Origin of the sequence: Myxococcus sp. AB036A, assembly GCF_006547355.1 — a bacterium.
Classification (GTDB): Bacteria; Myxococcota; Myxococcia; order Myxococcales; family Myxococcaceae; genus Myxococcus; species Myxococcus virescens.
Map to the genome: position 1 here is coordinate 21,565 of NZ_VHLC01000037.1, position 19,924 is coordinate 41,488.

10 protein-coding genes are annotated in these 19,924 nt (G+C 70.9%); 1 reads left to right on the top strand and 9 read right to left on the bottom strand.

The window, feature by feature from the left end; genetic code table 11:
* Positions 1–13: 13 nt before the first annotated feature.
* Positions 14–1,309, bottom strand: a complete 1,296-nt coding sequence (locus FL344_RS17050; RefSeq protein ID WP_141619277.1) for a general secretion pathway protein GspE — start codon at positions 1,307–1,309, stop codon at positions 14–16.
* Positions 1,310–1,374: 65 nt separating this feature from the next.
* On the bottom strand, positions 1,375–1,761 hold the full coding sequence (locus FL344_RS17055) for a VOC family protein (RefSeq protein ID WP_141592125.1): 387 nt from the start codon (positions 1,759–1,761) through the stop codon (positions 1,375–1,377).
* A gap of 12 nt (positions 1,762–1,773) precedes the next feature.
* Between FL344_RS17055 and FL344_RS17060 the strand changes: the two genes are divergently transcribed.
* Positions 1,774–3,162, top strand: a complete 1,389-nt coding sequence (locus FL344_RS17060) for a response regulator (RefSeq protein WP_141619293.1) — start codon at positions 1,774–1,776, stop codon at positions 3,160–3,162.
* Positions 3,163–3,170: 8 nt separating this feature from the next.
* On the opposite strand, the gene FL344_RS17065 is transcribed toward FL344_RS17060, so the two are convergent.
* The 7 genes from FL344_RS17065 to FL344_RS17095 all read right to left on the bottom strand — a co-directional run bounded on the left by FL344_RS17065 (position 3,171) and on the right by FL344_RS17095 (position 19,892).
* On the bottom strand, positions 3,171–6,266 hold the full coding sequence (locus FL344_RS17065) for an MYXO-CTERM sorting domain-containing protein (protein ID WP_141619278.1): 3,096 nt from the start codon (positions 6,264–6,266) through the stop codon (positions 3,171–3,173).
* 9 nt (positions 6,267–6,275) lie between these two features.
* The gene (locus FL344_RS17070; RefSeq protein WP_141619279.1) at positions 6,276–9,872 is read right to left on the bottom strand and encodes a flagellar motor protein; all 3,597 of its coding nucleotides are present in this window, start codon (positions 9,870–9,872) and stop codon (positions 6,276–6,278) included.
* Positions 9,869–11,770 (bottom strand): hypothetical protein, encoded by a 1,902-nt coding sequence (locus FL344_RS17075; protein WP_141619280.1) that lies wholly within the window; start codon positions 11,768–11,770, stop codon positions 9,869–9,871. The genes FL344_RS17070 and FL344_RS17075 overlap by 4 nt, the downstream gene beginning before the upstream one ends.
* Positions 11,771–11,806: 36 nt before the next feature.
* Entirely contained in the window at positions 11,807–13,468 is a 1,662-nt protein-coding gene (locus FL344_RS17080) for a hypothetical protein (protein ID WP_228565123.1), read from the bottom strand.
* A gap of 248 nt (positions 13,469–13,716) precedes the next feature.
* The gene (locus tag FL344_RS17085; RefSeq protein ID WP_141592121.1) at positions 13,717–14,679 is read right to left on the bottom strand and encodes a FecR domain-containing protein; all 963 of its coding nucleotides are present in this window, start codon (positions 14,677–14,679) and stop codon (positions 13,717–13,719) included.
* Between the two features lie 39 nt (positions 14,680–14,718).
* Entirely contained in the window at positions 14,719–16,566 is a 1,848-nt protein-coding gene (locus tag FL344_RS17090) for a sensor histidine kinase (protein ID WP_141619281.1), read from the bottom strand.
* A complete protein-coding gene (locus tag FL344_RS17095) occupies positions 16,563–19,892 on the bottom strand; it encodes a response regulator (protein ID WP_141592119.1) in 3,330 nt (1,109 codons plus the stop codon). Before FL344_RS17095 ends, FL344_RS17090 begins: the two co-directional genes overlap by 4 nt.
* Between the last annotated feature and the right edge of the window lie 32 nt (positions 19,893–19,924).

Here is a 19,924-nt window from a genome sequence, read left to right on the forward strand (position 1 = left end):
AGCGCGCGACGTCCTACGCGCTCTTGCGGCGCCGCATCATCGCCTCGTACGAGCGGCCCACGCTCTGCGAGAGGATGAGCAGCTCGCCCACGTCGGGCGGAGTGAGCTGGTCCGGGCCGTTGTCCACGTAGAGCAGGTGCACGACCTTGCCGCGCACCAGCAGCGGGAGGATGACGGCCGTCTTCGGGAACCCGTCCCCCAGCAGCTTGTAGAACACGCCCATGGCCGCATCACGGCGGACGGGCCCGATGTAGTGCGAGCGCGTGTCCCGCACGAGCCGGAAGGTGCTCTGCTCCCGAAGCGGCACGCCGATACGGCGCACCACCGCGTCGCGAACCCCCACCCCCATGCCGTGCCAGCCCGTCACGAGGCTGCCCTGCACCGACAGCAGCAGGTTCCGCTTCCACTTGCCCAGCGCGAAGCGCAGCACCGTGCGCGCCACGTCCTCGCGGTCCGAGCTGCGCGCCAGCTCCGCCTGCGCTTCCGCGAAGGTCAGCGGCGTCGGCGGCGGCTCCGGCGCGCGCGGCACCTGCACAGGCGGTGGCGTACCGCCCAGCTCGGGCGCCGGGGGCGGCACGGGCGGCTGAACCCTCTGCGGTGGGACAGCGACGGCCTGAGGTGGCGGCGGCGGAGCCACGGGCACCTGCGGCCGGACAGTCGCGGGCGGAGGCTCGGGCGCGGCCTCCAGCACCTCCACGCCGGTGATGATCTCCTCCTCGCCCATGTCCCCGTCATAGTCGGCGCCACCGCGCAAGGCGGAGGCGTAGACGGACTGGAACTCCTCCTCGCTCATCAAGTCTGGCGGCGTCTCCGCGGCCTTGGCCAGCTCGGCCTGCGAGCCCGCCGAGGGACGCGGACGCACCGCGTTCATGTCGATGGCGCGCAGCGGCCGGAACGCCTTGCAGTAACGGCGCAGCAGTTGGTTCATCCGGAACTCGGGGATGACCACCGGCACCACGCGCTTGCCCGTCTTGAAGGCAATCGCGTCCAGCGTCGAGAAGTCGTGCGGGTTCACGACGGCGATGCTCAGCCGCGTCGCGTCCACCCGCATGGGCAGGTACTCCTTGTCGTCCGCATGGTTCGAGGAGACCAGCTCCATCGCCTTGGGATCCGGAACCATCTCCCCGGACGCGAACGCGCTGTTGTGGACCTTGCCCAGCGCCTTCGCCAGGTCCACCTCCGACAGCAGGCCCAGCTCCACCAGGTTCGTTCCCAGCCGCCCGCCATGCACCACCTGGGCCTCGAGCGCTTCCTCGAGTCCCTCGGCGGTGACGAGACCATCCTTCAGGAGCTGCTCACCCAGGCGCATGGGGCCGCTTGTAGCCGTGCCCCGTCCCGCTCCGCAAGCACACCCGCACCCGTGGGACGGTGCGTCTAGTCCTCCGGGTGATGACTGAGCGCCACGCGGTTGCCTTCGGGGTCCCGGACGTACACCGACCACCGCGTCTCATGCTCCAGCGGCACACCCGCGCGGGTGAAGGTGTCGACCACGCCCGCCCGAGCGGCCTTCGGAATCCGGAACGCCAGCATCAGGAGGCCCGGCGCCTCGTGGCGGAACGGCGTGGAGACGGGCTCGCCGCCCGCCGCCTCGATGGCCAGGAAGCCGCCCCCAGGCACGCCCACCCAGATGCTCCGCAAGGAGCCGTCCGGGCGGAGATGACGGGTCAACTCCGGAAAGCCCAGCAGGTCTCTGTAGAAGCCGGTGACACACTCGATGTCCCGCGCCTGGATGGCCACGTGGTGGAAGCCCTGAACGTCCATGACGCGGATGCTATGGTCTGCGCGCCCATGGCGCGACTGCTCATCGTCGAAGACAACCACGAGCTGGCCTCCCTCATCGTCGCCCTGGCGCAAAGCCGGGGACACGACGCGAAAGCCGCGGCCACTGGAGAGGCCGCGCTGGAGACGCTCGGCCCCGGACAACACTGGGACGCGGCCCTGGTGGACCTCCTGCTCCCGGACATCCGGGGCAGCGAGGTGCTGGCCGCGCTGCGTGCCCATGGCATCCCCGCCATCGCCGTCAGCGGTGTGTACAAAGGGGACCGTTTCGCCCAGGAGGCCGTGCAGGTCCACGGCGCCCGGAGCTTCTTCGAGAAGCCGTTCGAGCTCATCACCGTCATGGAGGCCCTGGAGCAGGCCGGTGGCGTTGCACCTCAACCCCGCGCTCCCCCGCCCATCGCGGAGAGCGTGCTGCTGGACGAGCTGCTCGATACCGAGGACCTCATCGTGCTGGAAGAGTTCCCCCCTGAGCCCAGCGACGCCGCCGAGCCCCTGCAGGTCGTCCCCAGTACCGACCCGTTGCCAGAGCCCGCGGACACGGAGCACGCCCTCCCCCTGCCCTTTGGCAGGCGCGAGCAGGTCTGGAGCGAAAGCACCGCGCCTTCGACTCCGCCGCCGCCCAAGCGCGCGCTGCCCGACTGGTCCCTGGGCGGCGTCCTGGAGGACGCCACCGTCGCGCGGCTGCTCAACGCCTATTACGAGGCCCGCCACCACGGCGAGCTGAAGCTTCAGCAGGGCCAGGTGCTCAAGGTCGTCTACTTCGAGTCTGGTCGCGTCGTATACGCCGCGTCCAACCTCGCCGCCGAGCGCTTCGGCCGCTTCTGCATCCGCCAGGGCGTGCTGCCCGAGGCCCGGCTCGCCGAGGTCGCCGCCTTCGCGAAGGAGCACGGCCTGCGCACCGGCGAGGCCATGCTGCGCATGGGCTTGATGGACGCGGCCCAACGAGAGCAACTGCTGGTGGAGCAGGTGAAGGAGATCATCTGGTCCACCTTCACGTGGAAGGAAGGCGGCTACGGCTTCAGTGCCATGCGCCCCCGCCGCACGGACCTGGTGAAGCTGTCCGTCTTCCCCGGTGACCTGGTGCTGGAGGGCGTGGCGAAGACGGAGACGCTGGTGACGCTGCGTCGGCACATGCCGCGCTCGCGCCGGCTGTTCCCCACCGCCGATGCGCCCTATGGCCTGCACGAGCTGAAGCTCGAAGGGGCCCAGGCCCTGGTGCTGGCGTATGCGGACGGCAGCAAGACGGTGGAGGACCTGCTCGCCCTCACCGACCTGCCGGAGCGGCAGACGCTGGCCACGCTGCGGGGACTGGAGCTCCTCGGTGTACTGGAGGAGCGGCCCGACACGCCGAGCCGCCGTCACCGCATCAGCTTCGGGCTGTAACCACCGCCCTACTTCCGGCGGCGCAGCACCCGCGCCAGCGCCGCCAGCCCGAAGACGGCCGCGCCCGAACCCCCTCCCGAGCAGCCGCATCCCGACGTCGGAGGCGGCACCGCGGCATCCCCCGAAACAGGCACGCCGTTGAGGGTCATCTCCCCGCCCAGCCGCGGCGTGGACAGCAGCGGCGAGCGGCCCACGTACGTCAGCGTCTGCGTGCCCTGCGCGGGCAGCCGGATGTCCTCCACCCGGAAGCCACCGTCCGCCGCCCGCGCCTCCACCGCGACGCCGTCCAGCTTCACGCTGCCGGGCACCCACTCCAGCCCGTCCACGTTTTCCAGGTAGTGGAGGCCGCCGACCTCGCACTCGGAGGTGTTGCGCAGCTCCACCACCACGCCCACCAGCCCCTTCTCCGATGCCGTGGGCGACTCCATCGCGTGACGCACGTCCACGAAGCGCTCGGAGGTAATCGGCAGCACGTAATCCGTGGTCGCGGTGTTGCTGCCACCCGCGTCGGCGAGGACGCGCAGGGTGATGGCCTGGCCCACCAGCGCCTCCAGCCCTGTCTCTTGCGTGCTCACCGTGACGCTCGGGCCCGCCAGGGAGACCTCTGACAGCGCGGGCCCCGCCACCTGGGACCAGGAGATGGCCACGTCGCCGCAGGCATTGGCCGGAATCGTCTGCGTCAGGGTGGCGCTCGCGCCTTCGCCACAGCGTGCCACCAGGGCCCCGGCTTCAAGCGCTCCCAGCCGCGCCGGCAGGGGCTGGTTGGGAATCTCCACCTGGGCACGCCCGCCCTCTCGCACCGGCCCCTCACTGTCGTCGAAGAGCTCGCCGCGCACGCGGTAGGACTCGAGGGTGCAGGAGCGCGGGAGCGCGGGGCGCCACGTCCCGGGTACCGGCACCACCGCTGAATCCAGTGCCTCGCCGCCCAGGGTCTCCAGGAACATCCGCGCCTTCAGCGTGCGCGCGTCCACGCAGTTCAGCGACGTGTCCAGGGCGATGTCCACGTCCCCTTCGCCCGACGGCACCACGCCCAGCTCCAGGCTGCCCGTGGCCACGTCCTCCAGGGAAGGTTCCACCCGAACGCGGAGCTCGGCGTCAGCGCTGTCCTGCGTGCCACCGCCGGTAACGGGAATGCGATTCCTGGCGGTGAGGGCCAGCGTCCCGTGCGCGCACTCCGCGGCCTCGACACGCAGGCGCTCACTCGACACCGGCGAGTGCAACGTGACGGCCGTTCCGTCCGCGGTCCTCACGGTGACACCGTCGGGAATGCCCGAACCGGAAGCGCTCAGCCGCCACTCCGTGTCCACGGTCGGCAATCCGGACGTCCCCTCGCAGGTGTGCAGCGCATCGGGGACCACGTCCACGCTGGCCCCTGGGCCCGACGTGAGCGTCCGCTCCCAGCCCGAGGCGAAGGGCACCAGCGGCCGGCCCCAGGGCGCGACGTCCACGGTGAAGATGGCGGCGGCGCTGGACGTCAGGCCGCCTTCATCCACGCCACGGACCTCGTACGCGTAGCTGGTACCCGACTCCTGGCACAGCACCTCCGGCGGCGTGAAGGTCGCCTGGGCGCCGCCATCGGTGGAGAGCAGCGGTGCGCCCGACTGTCCTGAGACGGGAGACCAGACGTAGCGCACCGCCGGACAGGCCTCGCTCGCCGGCTGCGCGGTGAACACCCGCGACGCGCCCGACGCGGTGGTCGACTCCCGTGAGGGCAACACCGTGGGCCGCTCGGGCCCTTCGGTGTTCACCACCCGGTAGGCCACCGTGGCCTGCACGTCGTGGGACGCGAGCCCGTCCGAGGCGTAGACCCGCAGGAGCCCCTCTTCGTCCTTGCAGACGGGCCGCTGCGGAACGAGCGTTACGTCGAGCTGGTCGGGGTGCTCCACGATGTTGACGCCAACCAGGTCGGCGCCCGGCGTTGACGATGCATCCACCGACACGCGCACCGCATCGGAGTCGGCGTCGGTGGCGGAGAACCGAGCCGTCGCCGTCCCCGTTTCGTTCACCACGATGGGCGAGGGCCCCACGTCCAGCACGGGGGCGTTGGCGTTGAAGTACGTCACGACGTTGAAGCTCGGCTGGTCCAGGATGAACAGGCAGAACGAGGAGCCGATGCACGACACCTCGAGCGGCGTCGCCTGCGCAGCGCCCGGAAGCGCCGAGCCCTCGAAGACCGGGTGGACCCGCCACTGAGTCCCCGCGTTGTCCGCGCTGCTCGCGGGCACGGCCCCCAGCACCACGGGCTCCCCGCTGGGATCCACGCCCACCGCGAGGCCAAAGCCTTCGCCATGGACGCTGCCGTTGCCCGTGTTCACGTCCACCGAGGTGATGCTGACGTCGCTCATGCCGTCGGGCAACATCACGGCGGAGAAGGTCGTCCCGGCCGGGTCCAACTGTCCGCGGAACAGGCCGTCCGAATTGCCGAACAACGCGATGGGATGCGGTCCGCTTCCGGCGAAGAGGTCCACCGTGAGCGGAGCCTCGCTGGTCAGGTGCGACGGCACGACCATCTGCGCCTGACGCCTGTCCCGCGTGTACCAGAGGAACTCCGTCCGGGTGACACCGGTGACACTGAAGAGCGCATGGGGCGCGCCATCCGAAGTCTCCACCACGCCCAGCACGTCCGTGGAGGACAGGAGGCCCGCGCCGGCGCTCAGCAACGTCCAGGGCGTGGGGCCTGCGAGCCCCGCTGACGCCGTCAGCAGTGAGAGTCCACCGTCAGAGAGGGCCACCGCGGCATAGCCCGTACCAGACGGGGTGTGCTTCACCCGCCGGATACCCACCACGGTGTTCACCGGGTCCGGGGGGATGATGTTTCCAGCCGCACGGCAGTTCTGGTGACTGATGACGTCACCCGGGCGCACGACGACGGCGAAGCAGCCCATCGGAGACAAGAACGTGCCGAAGACGTCGCTGTGCAGGAAGACGGCGGACTGGATGCCGTTCTCGAACAGCTCCGTCTGCGTCGAGGTGCTCACCGAGTAGCTGCCCGGAGCGAAGACGTCCACACTGCGGGCGATGCCCGGCACCTCATTCACGTCCCAGTCGGCGCGTGCCGCGGTGGCAACACCCAGGCAGAGGCTGATGATGACGAGGGGACGCACGGATTGCTCCTAGTAGGCCACTTCGGCTCGCAGGTAGAGCCGGTCCTGATTGTCCGACGAGTCGGGGGACAAACCCAAGCCGCTGAAGCCCAGGAGTGTGTACCCGGTGGCCAAGCGCAGCCGTTCATCGACCCGATAGGCGACTTCCGCACGGAGCGCGGTCAGCCGCTCGCCCTCGGGAGACGCCGTCCGCCGTGCCAGCTCTGCCCCCAGCTCCAGACCGCCCACGATTCGCACCGCGGGACGGAGGGTGCCCGTCCACACCCAACGCCCCGAGTCCTCCGCCCGGGTGTGCCCCGCATGCAGGCCCGCCGCCACGGAGAGCCGGTCGCCCAGGCGCACCGCTGGCAAGAGAGAGAGGGTCTGTAAGGCCCGGTCTCCGAAGGCGGACCGGACGCCGGGCAACAGCTCGCGGGTGATGCCGTAACGCGCCACCACCAGCCAGGGCCCCGGCCGCCACGCCACCGCGGCGTAGCCTTCCACCAGCCGCGTCTCCAGCACGTCCGCGTTGACGGTGCGCGCGAAGTCCACCCGCCCGGAGGCCGTCACGTCCTCCAGCAACTGCGCCTGCGCGGCCAGCGCCACCACCGCTTGCAGACGGTCCACCGCGGTGGCCGCGCCTCGCTCCGGCGTGCCCTCCTCCCGGCGAAGCTCCACACGCCCGTCCAGCCGCAAGCGCGCCAGGACGAGCTGCCCGAAGACACCGCCCGCCTCGCGCCGCAGTGGGCTGTCCACGTCCAACAGGCTGCGCACGCCGCGCTCGTAGCGCGCGCCCACGCTGAAACCGCCCGTCACCTGCTGCTGGAAGCCCACGGCGCGAGCCAGCCGCACGGCCGTCGCGTCGTGCGAGCCCACATCCTCCACGAAGAGCGCGGTGCCACTCTCCGGCAGCTCCGTGCGGGCGCCCGTCAGCGTCCGTCCCGCGCCGAAGTCAGGGCCGTCCACGTCGACGGAGTAACCGCCGTAGAACACGTCCTGCCCCCGCCGCGACTCGACGTTGGCCCACGCCCGGGGGCCCAGCTCCGGTCCCCAGCCTCCGAACACCCCAGCGCGCGTGGTCCGGTCCACCTCGACATCCACGCCCGCGGACGTGAAGGTGTCATCGAAGCGTCCGGGCCCTTCGCCATGCAGGGCCAGGGCCTGACGGTGCGCTGCGCGAAGCTGAAGCCGCTCGAACACCCGCAGCGAGCCCGCCACGCCCGCGGAGGTGCGACCGCCGAAGAGCGTGGGCCCCACGCCCGCCACCCGCGCCGCGTTCAACCGCGAGTCACGGACCTCCGCACGCACGCCCCACCGTGCCTCTTCCCACCCCACACCCGCGGCCAGGACGCGAGCGGAGAACGGGCTGTCCACGAACGGCTCACGCGGATCGGCCGAGCTCCGCTCGTCCGCCAGCAACGTCAACCGGAGCCGGCCCAGCGGCTGGCTCACACGGATTGACGACTGCCGGAAGCGCGCTGCGTCGGTGTGTGCGCCATCGGAGAAGCCCCGCCCGCGCAGGCGGAACGCCGCGTTCACCGTGCCCTCGCCGTGAAGCCCGGGGCCTGAGAGCTGGAGACTCAGGGCCTCCGCGCCGGTGCCCACGTCCTGCCGGGGACGGATGAAGCTGAGGCCACCGTCATCCGAGACGCCGAAGAACGAAGCATCCACGGCGGTGCCACGGCTGGACGCGACTTCCGCCGCCATGCGGTAACCACCGAGCGCCGTGCTCGCGCGTCCCGTGTAGAGCGTGTACGGCCGTCCCTCCCGGCCCTCGCGTACCGCGCCCAGTCCCACCCGCGAGCCGCGCCACTCGCCCCACACCTCACCGCCCGCTGTGTCGCCCGCGTCCGCGGTGCGCAGCGCGGCGTAGTCCACCACCAGCACCGGCTCGGGTGACTCCGTGGGCGCGCTGGTCCGCAGCCAGGCTTCGCCCGCGAGGAAGGAGAGCGGACGCGCCAGGAGGATGCGGCCGGCGAAGTAGTCGATGTCGTAGTCGATGCCGCGAATGAGGTGCCGCTCGCCCAGCGGCAGGCCGGTGACGCCGTCCCGCAGCTCCACGCGCACCAACTCGGAGCCCTCCGCCACCGAGGCCGCGCCCAGGTAGTAGAGGCTTCCGCCCGTGGCGCGCAGCTCTTCGTGCGCGGGCACCGCGGACACCTGCCGCACCGGGTCCGTCAGGCTCCCGCCAAACGCCTTCACGCCCACGCGCGCCGCCTCCTCGCCGGCATGAACCTCCGCGTAGGGGCCGAAAAGCGGACGGTGATAACGGCCCACTTCACGGTCGTGAAGCTGCGCGCGGTAGGTGCCCAGGCCCGCGCGGCCGTGCTCCGCGTGGCGCGCCTCAAACCGAAGACGTGCCTCCGAGGCATTGGGCGTCAGTGACACCGAGTCGTCACCCCACTCCGCGGGCGCGAGGTCCGGGTCGGCGGCGCGGTCGAAGCGCTCCGGCATGCGCGGGCGGAGCCAGTCCGGCAGGCTGGCACCGTTCAACGTGCGGCCATCCGTGTCGCGCAGGTCCAGCTCGCCCACCAGGTCCACCGCACCCAGCCGGAGCTCCGCGTGAGCAGAGCCGCGTCCCCGCAACTGCACGTCGCCATTTCGCGGCGCATAGGTGGCCTCCAGGTCCAGCAGGCCCACGGCGAAGGGACGTACCGCGGCGACAATCTCCAGCGTCTCGTCACGAGGCGGAGCATCCGGCGGCGACAGCCGCACGGACACCTGGTTGCGCCCCGGGGACAACACCACCGGGACATCCACACGGCCTTCGGGCCCCACCACGACTTCGCCCTCGGGCGTGCGGACGCGCGTCCCCACGGGCGCCTCGACCTGCACGCGGGAGGCGCCACTGGCCGCGGGCGCGTCACTGCCCGCGGGCAACTGGAGCGTGGCGAGGGGCAGCATCGGCCTGGGGGCCACCAACCAGCCGCCGTCACGCGGCACCACGTCCACGCGCTGGCGGTACAGGCGCACCGTGCCCTGGGCCCCCGTGGCGGTGATGGACAGCGGGTTCTCTCCCGCGACGAGCGGCACCTGCGCCTGCCATGCGCCCTTCTCGTCCACCTGGGCTGCCACCCCTGACACGGTGACGGCGTCGCCTGCGGAGGCTTGTCCTGCGACACGGAAGCGCACGACGCCCTGCCCTGGCGCGACTTCCGCCATGGGCGGTGTCTTGGTGAAGGAGAGCTGCACGGGCGCGGCTTCCACCGCGACGCTGCGCACGGCGAAGTCCTGGAGGACGACGGCGCCCCAGGGGACCTCGACCGTCGCCGCCTCCGGGCTGACCCGGCTGGAGACCGGCAACGAGCGCGTGTCCACCTTCAACCGCTGACGCCCTGGCCGCAGGTGCAGCCCCCCCACCGAATCCGGCACGCGGGCATCGACGCCGGTGATGTGGAAGCGGCCCCGCGCGTCCGTGCGGACATCGCGGCCGGTGGTGAGCACCAACCGCACGTCGGGCAGGCCCGGCTCATCCGCGCCGCACAGCCCATCACCGTCCACGTCCTGGCACACCCGGCCCGCGATGGTGGAGGCCTGCGACGGAGTGTCCTGCGACAGCGCCTGCGCCCAGGTGCTCAGCGGCACCAGCATCGCGGCGGAGAACAGGCAGGCCAACATTCGCATCATGGGCGCACCTCGGCCAACGCCGTGACGCCCGTGGCGACATCCGCGACGGAGACACTCACCGGTCCCGGCGCTCGCACGGTGAAGGAGGTGCGCCCCTCCTCCACCCGCTCATCGGCTCGCTGACCACCCGTCAGCGAGACGAACACCTCGCGCCCCGTCAGCACCTGCCCGTTTGCATCCTCCACCCAGTACGTCACCCGAGCCCCGCTCACCTCGAGCCGCACGTTCACCGGAATCTCAGGTGCCAGTCGCACGCGTTGGGACGCGGCGGACGACACCAACGGGCGCTCCAACGGAAACACAGGCCCATCCGGGCCCAACACGTGAACCGTCCGCGTCAGGCCCGTCCACACGCCGTGCGAAATCTCCAGCGTTCCCGCGCGCGCGGGCCCCAGGCGCACCGTGCCGTCCGTGCCCGTCGTCACCTCGCGGCCATCCACACGCAGCGGCTGGCCCGGCACCGGCAGACCCGCCAGGTCGGACACGCCCGCGTACAGCTCGCCCGCGGCCCGCCACACGGTGATGCGCGCCGGCTCATTGCCCGAAGGCCCCCACGCACGCGCACGCAGGTCCACTTCCGTCGCCGCACCCGTGGCCGGCGGAGCCCAGGCGCTGATGAAGGTCCCCGGCTGTCGCTCCTCCGTCGGAGCGAAGGTTCCCACCGGCGCGCTCAGCTCCACCGTCGCACCCGGCCGGGGACGGTCGAAGGCATCCCGCGCCGTCACCTCCACACGCGTGCGAGCCCCGTGGTGCACCAGCGATTCACCCACTTCGAGGCGGGTCGTCGCGACGGGCCCCTGCACCAACTCCAGCGCCGGAGACTCGCGCGAGCCGGGCCCGCGCTGAGGCCACGCAACCTCGATGCGCTCGTCGTTCACCAACTTCCGCGGCGCGGTGTAACGCCACTCCAGCAATCCTCCCGGCGCGCGCGTGGGGCCGCGCAAGGTGCCGTGGCGGACCTGCGTCGTGACGCGCGCATCGCCCACGGGCTGGCCCATGGCATCACTCGTCGCGCAGACCAGCCGGGCCTGGGACACGCCGTCCGAGGGGAGCCGCTGCGGCTGGAGCACACAGGCCAGGCCATCCGTGGGCGGCAGCCTCAGGTCGATGGGCATCCGCCGCACGTTGCCCACCTTGTCCACCACCCGCCCCTGCCCGATGCGATGTCCGGGCGGCACGATGATGGGCACCCGGAAGCGGCCGTCATGCCCGGCCACCGCCGGACCGAACGTCTGGCCCGCGATGTCGATGGCAATCTCCGCGTCGGGCTCCGTCGTTCCCGGCAGATTCACGGACGCGGCCAGCGGAACGAGCACGCGCCCGTAAGCCCCATGCACCGACTGAGGACTGGGCCACGCGGAGAAGGCCACCAGGATGGCCACTTCGGGGTAACGCGTGTCCGGCAGGACGTAGCGCGCGCGATACGTACCCGGCCCCGTCCGCTCCAGCCCTTCCACGCGGCCCACGCTCACCCGCACCACGGGCGGCGCGCCGCTGTCATCCGCGGTGCCATCCGGCCGGACCAACTGGACGGTGAGCCGCGCTTCCGTGTCCTTGCCCTTCACGGGTGCGGGCGGCTCCAGCGCCAGCCGTACCTCGGCGGCTGGTGGCCCCAGCACGTAGCGCGCCTGGGCCGACAGTCCATCCACGCTCGCGCGGACCACGACGTCACGCGCGCCCGGACGCGGCGTCACCACGAACGTGCGCAGCGGCGGCTCCGTGGTGTCCTCTCGCAGCTCCGCGCCGTCTGCCTGCACCGAAGGCTTTCCCATCGGAACCGGACGGCCCGCCGAATCCTTGCGGACGAGCGCCACGGGGAATCCATCCGGCGCCACGGCGGACGACGGCCCGAGTATCTCGAGCGTGTCCGCCCAGGCCGGGGCACACAGCAGCAACAATCCGAAGAGGAGAAACCGGTTCAGGGCCGCGTCAGTCTACAGGGCACGGTGGCTGTGCCGAAGCGCCTTCCGCATCCGCGCGCTCGGGCGCAGCCAGCACGCCAGCAACAGGATCACCCCGGAAAGCGTCAACGGCCCACCGCCCGTGCTACAGCCCCGAAGCGCTGTGTCATGCACCGGCCCTTCGGGCACGAAGGTCGCCGGCGACACCGCCGAGGACGAAGATGACACCGCCTTCAGCGCACGCCCCGGAATGACGCGGGCTCCCGTGGAGGTGTCCGCCACGGGCTGACACACGGTGGGGGGACCATAGACGCGCAGCCGGAAGGCGCTGCCGGGCTTGCCGGAGATGAGCGCGGCCAGCGAGTTGTGCCCATCCAGCGGCGCGCGCGTGGCCACCAGTGGAACCCCCTGCTTGAAGCGAGACGGGTCCACCAGCTCGCGGCCGTTGATCCACACCCAGCCCGCGGTGGAGTCCTCGCCGTTGTAGCCGTTGTCCACGCACAACACGCCCTCACCCGTGCCCGCGAACCCGAGCGCCACGCCGTTGGGCTGGCCACTGGTGCGCGCCACTTCCAGCGCCGCGAGCAGCGGCCAGGTACCTGGCCGCGCGCAGACCGCCTCGGGGGACGGCGTGTCCACCGCCGCGAGCTTGCACCCGGGCTCATCATCCAACTTGAAGGTGAAGGCATGGACGTTGAAGTCGCCGTTCTCCGAGACGGTCCACACCACGCGCACCGTGCCGTCCGCATCCACGCTCAGGTCGGTGAGGCTCTCGTTCTCCGGCGTCTCGGTGATGGCGTAGAGCGTCTCGGTGCTCAAGTCGTAGAGCACGATGTCGAAGTCGTTCTTCACCGGGTCCCTGCGTTCGAAGGCGATCAGCGAGCCGCTGATGCTGGGATTCGCGTCCATGCCCGGCAGCGCCAGCCGCTGCTCCGTGCCGCCGTTCAGGGGCTTCCAGTAGATGTCCCGGTCCGTCACGCCATCGAGGGTCCGCGTGCTGGCGTAGACGGCGATGTCCCCGTTGGTGTCCGGCTGCGACTCCTCGCCCTCGCTGCCCGTCAGCGCCTGTGAGCTGAAGCCGTAGGCGCTTCGCCGCGCCTGCCAGATGTCGCAACGCAGGCCCTGCTCGTCGCACTTGGCCCAGACCACCGTCGAGCCATCCGGCGACACCGCGGGCGCACGGTCCTGGAACGTGTCATCCGTGAGCCGGGTCAGCGTGCCCTGGTCCAGGTCATACACGGCAATCTCCGGCTGCGACGTCACGCCGGTGTAGCCGAAGTCCTGCCACGCCACCGTGCGGCCGCCAATCACCGCGGAGCGCCGGCTGCTGCCCGCCTCCGGTGCCAGCTCCCGCGGCGCCGCGTCCACGGCCACGTCGAACGTGTAGATGGCGCTCGACGTACTCACGCGCGTGAAGACGATGGTGCCGTCCGAGATGTCCGACACGAAGTCGAACGCGCCCCCATTGGGGATGGCCGCATCCGCGGAGGTCCGCAGGTCGTGGTAGCGAATCTCGCTCGTGCCGCGGGACTCGTTCGTATAGGCCACCAGCGGTCCGCTGACGTGCGGGTCCGTCTGGTCACCCGGGCCGCCGGCCACCACGTGCAGGGTGCCCGTCAGGGTGCGGAGCTCCGGTGTGGAGGCGAAGGCGAGCGGGGAAGACAGGCAGCAACTCAGGGCCAGTGTCCGCAGCATCGGATAGGACCTCCCGGGGGTTCCGAAATGAAGACCCATGCCCCGCCCAAGGCGCAGTGGGCCCGGAACTTGTCCGGTGCTGACTTCCCACGGCGGTCACGGCCGGCCGGACTTCAGGCCCCGCGGCTTTGCGCACCTGGGCTTTCGCCCGGGATTGCCCTTGAACAGGAATGAATCCTCCCCGAAGTGTAGGGAGCCCCCTCGCCGTGGGTCAAGGCGAACACCCGCTCGCACCCACGGCTGCTGTGTCACTCGTCGCGCGGCTGATTCCAGATGTTCTCGGTATCCGTCTTGAGCGGTGGCGGCGTGGTGTCGACGACGACGTCCTTGCTGTCCTTCTGTTGCGTCCGCCCCACGCCATAGGCCTGGACATCGACGGTGTTGCGGCCTTCGCGAAGAACCACCTTTCGCTGGAAGTTTCCCTCCGCATCGGATTTGACGCTGACGCCATCCACCTCCACGCGGCTGCCCGGTGACGTCTGCCCGCGCACGACGAGCTCACGCTCGCGGCGGGTGCGCTCGGTGGGCCAGTCCACCTTGAGCAGGAGACTGGTGGGGATGGGTGACGGCTCCGACGGCGCCTGCCCCGGGCGGACGACGGCCTGCTGTCCCGCGCGGACGATGACGACCTTGCCCTGACCGAGCAGCGTCACCTCGCCTTCACGCGTCCCCACCGCCACGGTGCCGTCGCCGTTGTTGCTCATGGTGAAGGCACCGGCCTGCTGCAACGTGGCCTTGGCGTCCGCGTTCGCCGCCTTCACCTCGAAGGTGTGACGCTGCCCCGGCCGCACGACGGCGGTGGCCATACCGCGCGAGAGAAGGATGCGGGACAGCGACTCGGTCAGCTCGTCCACGGAAATCTCCGTGCCCGGGTCCATGTGCACTTCCACCGCCTCGCCGCCAATCAGCATGGCGTACGAACCGTCATCGGTGCGCACGCGCTCATCCCGGCGCAGCGCCATGCCCACCGTGGCCTCGCGCCATGAGCCGTCCGTGTTCTGCACCTCCACCTTGCCGGACACCTGCGTGAGCTCCAGCACCAGCGGCTTCTGCGCCACGGGCGCCTCGACGACGGGCGGCGCGGCGGGAGGAAGCGGCGGCGGAGGTGGCGGGCGCAGGAAGACGAACCACCCCACTGGCAACGCCGCGAGAATCAGCACGAGGCCAATGAAGAAAGGCGCCTGACGGCGCGATGGGCGGGAATCAGCCATGGGCAGCCTCGTTAGCTATCACAGGCCCCCCAAGGGGCCTCACGCCTTCGGCAGCTTCACGGTGAAGCAACTGCCCTGCTCGACTTCCGAGCGGACTTCGATGCTCCCGCCCGCTTCCGTCACCACACGCCAGGCCACGCTGAGCCCCAACCCCACGTTGGACCACACGTCCTTCGTCGTGAAGAAGGGCTCGAAGATGCGGGAGCGGACGTTGGGGGCAATCCCCTTCCCCGTGTCCTCCACCTCCAGGAAGCCGAAGCCGCCGACTTCGCCCGTGCGCAGGGTGAGCCGCTTCTCGGGTGAATTCAGCATCGCGGTGCGCGCGTTGGACACCAGCGCCAGCACCACCTGCGACAAGTGCCCCGGGTCGGCACGCACTCGCGCGAGCCCGTCTCCCAGCACGCTGGTGAGCGCCACGCCATCGCCGCGAAGCTGATGCTCCGTGAGGCTGAGCGCGTCACGCACCACCGCGTTGAAGTCCACCGGCCGCAGCTCCGCGCGCTCGCGCTGCTGGGAGAAGCGCAGCAGGTTCTGGGTGATTTCCTTGCAGCGCTTGGCGCTCTGCTCGATTTTCCGCAGCGACTCCAAATCCGGGTCGGCGGCGCTTCGGTCGAGCATCAGCAGCTGCACGTTGCCGAGGATGCCCGCCAGCGGGTTGTTGATTTCGTGCGCCACGCCCGCGCCGAGCTGCCCCACCGCGGCCAGCTTCTGCGCCTCCACCAACTGCGCCTGGGCCGCCTTCAGGTCCGCGGTGGCCTCCTCCACGCGAACGCGCAAGTCGTCGTTCCAGCGCAGCATCCGGGCACGGGCCGCCTCCAGCTCCTCGCCCATGCGGTTGAAGGTGGTGGCCAGCTCGCTCAGTTCATCCTGGCCGGAGACCTTCAAGCGCGTGTCCAGCTCGCCACGCCCATAGGCCTCCGCGCCGCGCACCACCTCCGCCAGCCGCACGTTGAGGCGGCGCGTGAAGAGGGCTCCCAGCCCGAGCAGCACCAGGAAGGTGGCGCCAATGGACAACAGCACGGTGCGTCGCATGCCATGCACGGGCGCCAGCGCGGTGGACTCATCCACTTCCACCAGCACGTCGAAGCGCATGCCGTTGGGGACGCGCGCCACGCTGACCCGCCGGGCCGGTGACTCCACGCGGAAGCTGCGCACCAGCGCCGTCAGCGGCAGCGCCGGGGCCAGCAGGTGCGCGCTCAGCTCCGGCGCCAGTGCCTGCCCCCGGCGCTCCGACGCGGTGCTGGCGAGCACGCGCCGCTCCTCGTCCACCAGGTGGATGCGTCCCAGCCCTTCGCCCAGGCGCCTGCGCAGCACCGCCTCCAGCGGATGGAGCACGACCTCGGCGACGGCGAAGGGCGCGCCCTCACCTTCCGCCAGCTTCACCGCCACGGCGACCGCCGAGCGCCCGTCGTCCGAGTGCACGTACGCGCTGCCCAGCGCCGCCTGGCCCTTGCCGCCGCCTCGCAGCGTCTGCACGGGAATGGAGCGCACCAGCCGGTCCAGGGACTCCAGGGAGAAGGCCGGGTGCCCGTCGATGGCCTGCGCACGGAAGACGGGCGCGCCCAGTGGCTGGCCCTCCGAGTCCAGCTTCAGCACCGCGCTCACCGCGGGAGACTGGCCGTAAAGCAGCCGCAGCGCGCCCTGCGTCTCCGCGTCGCTCGCGGCCTGCCAGTCGATGAGCTCCGCCGAGCGGGCCAGCGCGTCCACCACCTCCATCATGGTGGCGCCCACGGACTCGGCGGTGGCGACCGCCTGCGCGCGCTGCTCCGCGTCGATTCGGGCGGCCAGCTCGGCTTCGGCGCGCGAAAGCAACAGGAAGCCGACCGCGGCCAGGGGAAGCACCGTCGCGGCGAGCATGAACAGGACGAGTTGCTGGTAGAGCCTCATCCGGCCACGGAGCGTACCACCCGCTCCTGGTCACTGCGCAGGAAGACGGAGCCCGCAATCGCCTTGGCGCGCTTCTTCATGTCCGCGGCGCGCCGCGCCAACTCCGCATGGTCCTGCGTTCCGTCCGTCATCACCGCCACCACGGACACGCTCATGATGGGGAACTGCCGCTTCTCCCCGTAGCGGTCCTCCGCCTCGATGTGGCCGCGCTCCCGGTCCTGCCGGTCGTAATAGAGCGGGATGATGCGGTCGAACGTCTCAATGGCCTTCTGGCAGATGCGGTCCACCGACTCCGGCGAGGTGATGAAGACGAAGTCGTCACCGGCCACGTGGCCCAGGAAGTCACCGGGCGCGCCGTCCTGCGCGAACACCTCGCGCATCAGGTCACCCGTCTGGCGCACCACGCCGTCCGCCTTCGCGAAGCCGTAGTAGTCGTTGTAGGCCTTGAGGTTGTCCAGGTCCAGGTAGCAGAAGGCGAAGGGCCGGCGCGCGGAGAGGCGCCGCTGCACCTCGCGCTCGATGGCGGTGGAGCCCGGGAGCTGCGTGGTGGGAGAGGCCGACAGCTCCTGCTCCTTGCGCCGCATCACGCTCTCCACACGAGCGCCCAGCTCCAGCGCGTCGAAGGGCTTGGTGAGGTAGTCGTCACCGCCCAGCTTGAGCGCGCGCACCTTGGAGGACGTCTCCGCGCGGGCGGAGATGAAGATGACGGAGATGTGGCCACCGGCGCTCTCCGCCTTGATCTCCTCCAGGAAGACGAAGCCGTCTCCGTCCGGCAGCGTCACGTCCAGCAGCACGACGTCCGGTCGGCGCTCGCGCAGGGAGCGGCGTCCCTCCTCGATGGAGCCCGCCAGCGCCACGTCGAAGCCGATGTTCTCCAGCACCTCGCGGCAGATGGCGGCGATCTTCGCATCGTCGTCCACCACCAGCACGCGGCCGTGCGCCGGGCCCTGGCGGCCGCGCACCAGCGAGTCCACCGTGGCCAGCAGCTTGTCCGGCGCCAACGGGCGCACCAGGAAGGCATCCGCGCCCGCGCGGAAGGCGCGCTGACGCTCGTCGAAGGCGGAGGACACCAGCAGCGGCGCGCGGCGCGTTTCCGGGTCGTGCCGGAGGATTTCCGCCAGTCGCAGCCCGTCCACGTCCGGCAGGCGCACGGACACCATCACCGTGTCGGGGGCATACCGGCGCGCGGCGGCGAGGCCGTCTTCCGCGTCGAAGGCCAGCCGCACGTCGTAGCCACGCCCGGTCATCAGCGCCTTCGCGATGAAGGCCACCTCGGGCTCGCCATCAATGATGAGCACCCGGCCGCGGCTCTCCTGCCGGCGCGGGAGCTGGATGGCGTCCGCCACGTCGTCGCCGCGGCGCAGCTCCGGCGGCGGCTCGGTGGGCAGCACCACCATGAAGCGCACGCCGTCCGTACACGGCTCGCACCAGATGCGGCCTCCGTGGGCCTCCACGATGTTGCGGCAGATGGCCAGCCCCAGGCCGGTGCCTCGCACGGTGCGGTTGGCCTTGGTGCGCGCCTGCTCGAAGCGGTCGAAGATGCGCTCCAGGCTCTCCTCCGCGATGGGGTCTCCGCTGTTCCAGCAGGACACCACCACGTAGCCCGGCAGGCTGGAGGTGGCGTGGATCTCCACCCGCACCTCCCCGCCCTCCGGGGTGAACTTCACTGCGTTGTTGAGCAGGTTGTTGAGCACCTGGTCCAAGCGGTTCGGGTCCGCAAGGACGCGCAGCGGATGGCGCGGCAGCACGGGCTTCACCAGCACGCGCTTCTCGCCAAAGGCCGGGCCGTACTTCTCCACCACCCGCTGGACGAGCTCGTCGAGGTACGACACCTCGAAGTTCATCCGCAGCCGGCCCTTGGCGAACTTCGACAGGTCCAGCAGGTCGTCCACGATGGCGTTGAGCTTCTCCGTGGAGTCCCGCGCCAGCGACAGGTAGCGGCGCTGCCGCTCGTTGATGTCGCCGGCCATGAAGTTGAGCACCAGGTCCAGCGCGCCGGAGATGGACGTCAGCGGCGTACGCAGCTCGTGGCTCACCATGGAGACGAACTCATCCTTGCGCTCCTCCAGCCGCTTCTGCTCGGTGATGTCGCGCAGCACCACGCACACGCCACGCAGCGTGTTGCGCGCGTCCGTCACCGGCGTCACCGTCGTCTGGACGTGCCGGTCGAAGAGCTTCACCTCCTCGCGCAGCACCTGCCCGCCGCCGTACTCCCAACCGCGCACCAGGTGGAAGGGCTGGAAGCCCAGGCGCTCCTCCATCAGCCGCGTCGTCTGCTCCTCGGGGTTCTCCCCCGCGTGCAGCAGCCGCCGCGCCGCCGGGTTCATCACCACGATGTCGTTCTTCTCGTCGGTGAGGACCACGCCGTCGGCCATGGACTCCACCATCCGCTCCATGCGATGGCGGGCTTCCTCCTCCGCCGAGCGCAGGGACTGGATGGCGTCCGCCGTCTGGTTGGCGAGCACGTCCAGCAACACGCCGTCGTCCTCGGAGAAGGCGTCCGGCCGCTGGCTGAACAGCGACAGCATGCCCACCGGGCGACCACCGGCGACCAGGTTCACCGTGAGCTGGCTGGGGTAGACCGACGGCGCCGCCGCGTCCTGGGTGGTGGTGCCCGCCACGCGGGTGATGACGCGGTCCTCGGGCAGCAGGAGGCCGCTGCTCTTGCGGTACGCACCGAGCATGGACTCCTTCACGCCCAGCAGCGCCTTCTCCCCCACCATGCCCTGACAACGCAGCCGCAGCGTCGCGCTCCGCGCCTCGTCCGGTGCGATGAGCGCCGCGCCGCAGTCGTACGGCAGCACGCGCGCCACGGCGATGAGCACGCGGTCGATGATGTTGTCGTAGCTGGCCGGATCATTCGCGCTGGCGCGGCTGACCTCGTACAGGACGAAGAGCGCCTCCACGCGCTGGTGGAGCTGGCGGATCAGCCGCTCCTTGTCCTTGCGCAGCTGCGTGTACTCCACCGCGTTCTTCACGGTGATGAGCAGGTCGTTCACGTCCCAGGGCTTGGTGATGTACCGGTACACCTGCCCCTGGTTGATGGCCGCGATGATGTCGTCCGGGTGGGTGTACCCCGTGAGCAGCAGCGCGGTGACGTCGAAGCCCTCCGCGCGCGCGGTGGCCACCAGTTCGATGCCCGTCATCTCGGGCATCCGCTGGTCCGTGATGAGGACGTCCACCGGCTCCTTTCTCAGGATTTCCAGCGCGGCGGAACCGCTTCGGGCCGTGAGGACGCGGTACCGGCGCTGGAACATCCGCGTGAGGATGTCCAGGACGTCGGCCTCGTCGTCGACGAAGAGCAGCGTGTGGCGGAGCTCGGACAAAGCGGCCGAAGTGTACGTCGAGTTCGTCCCCC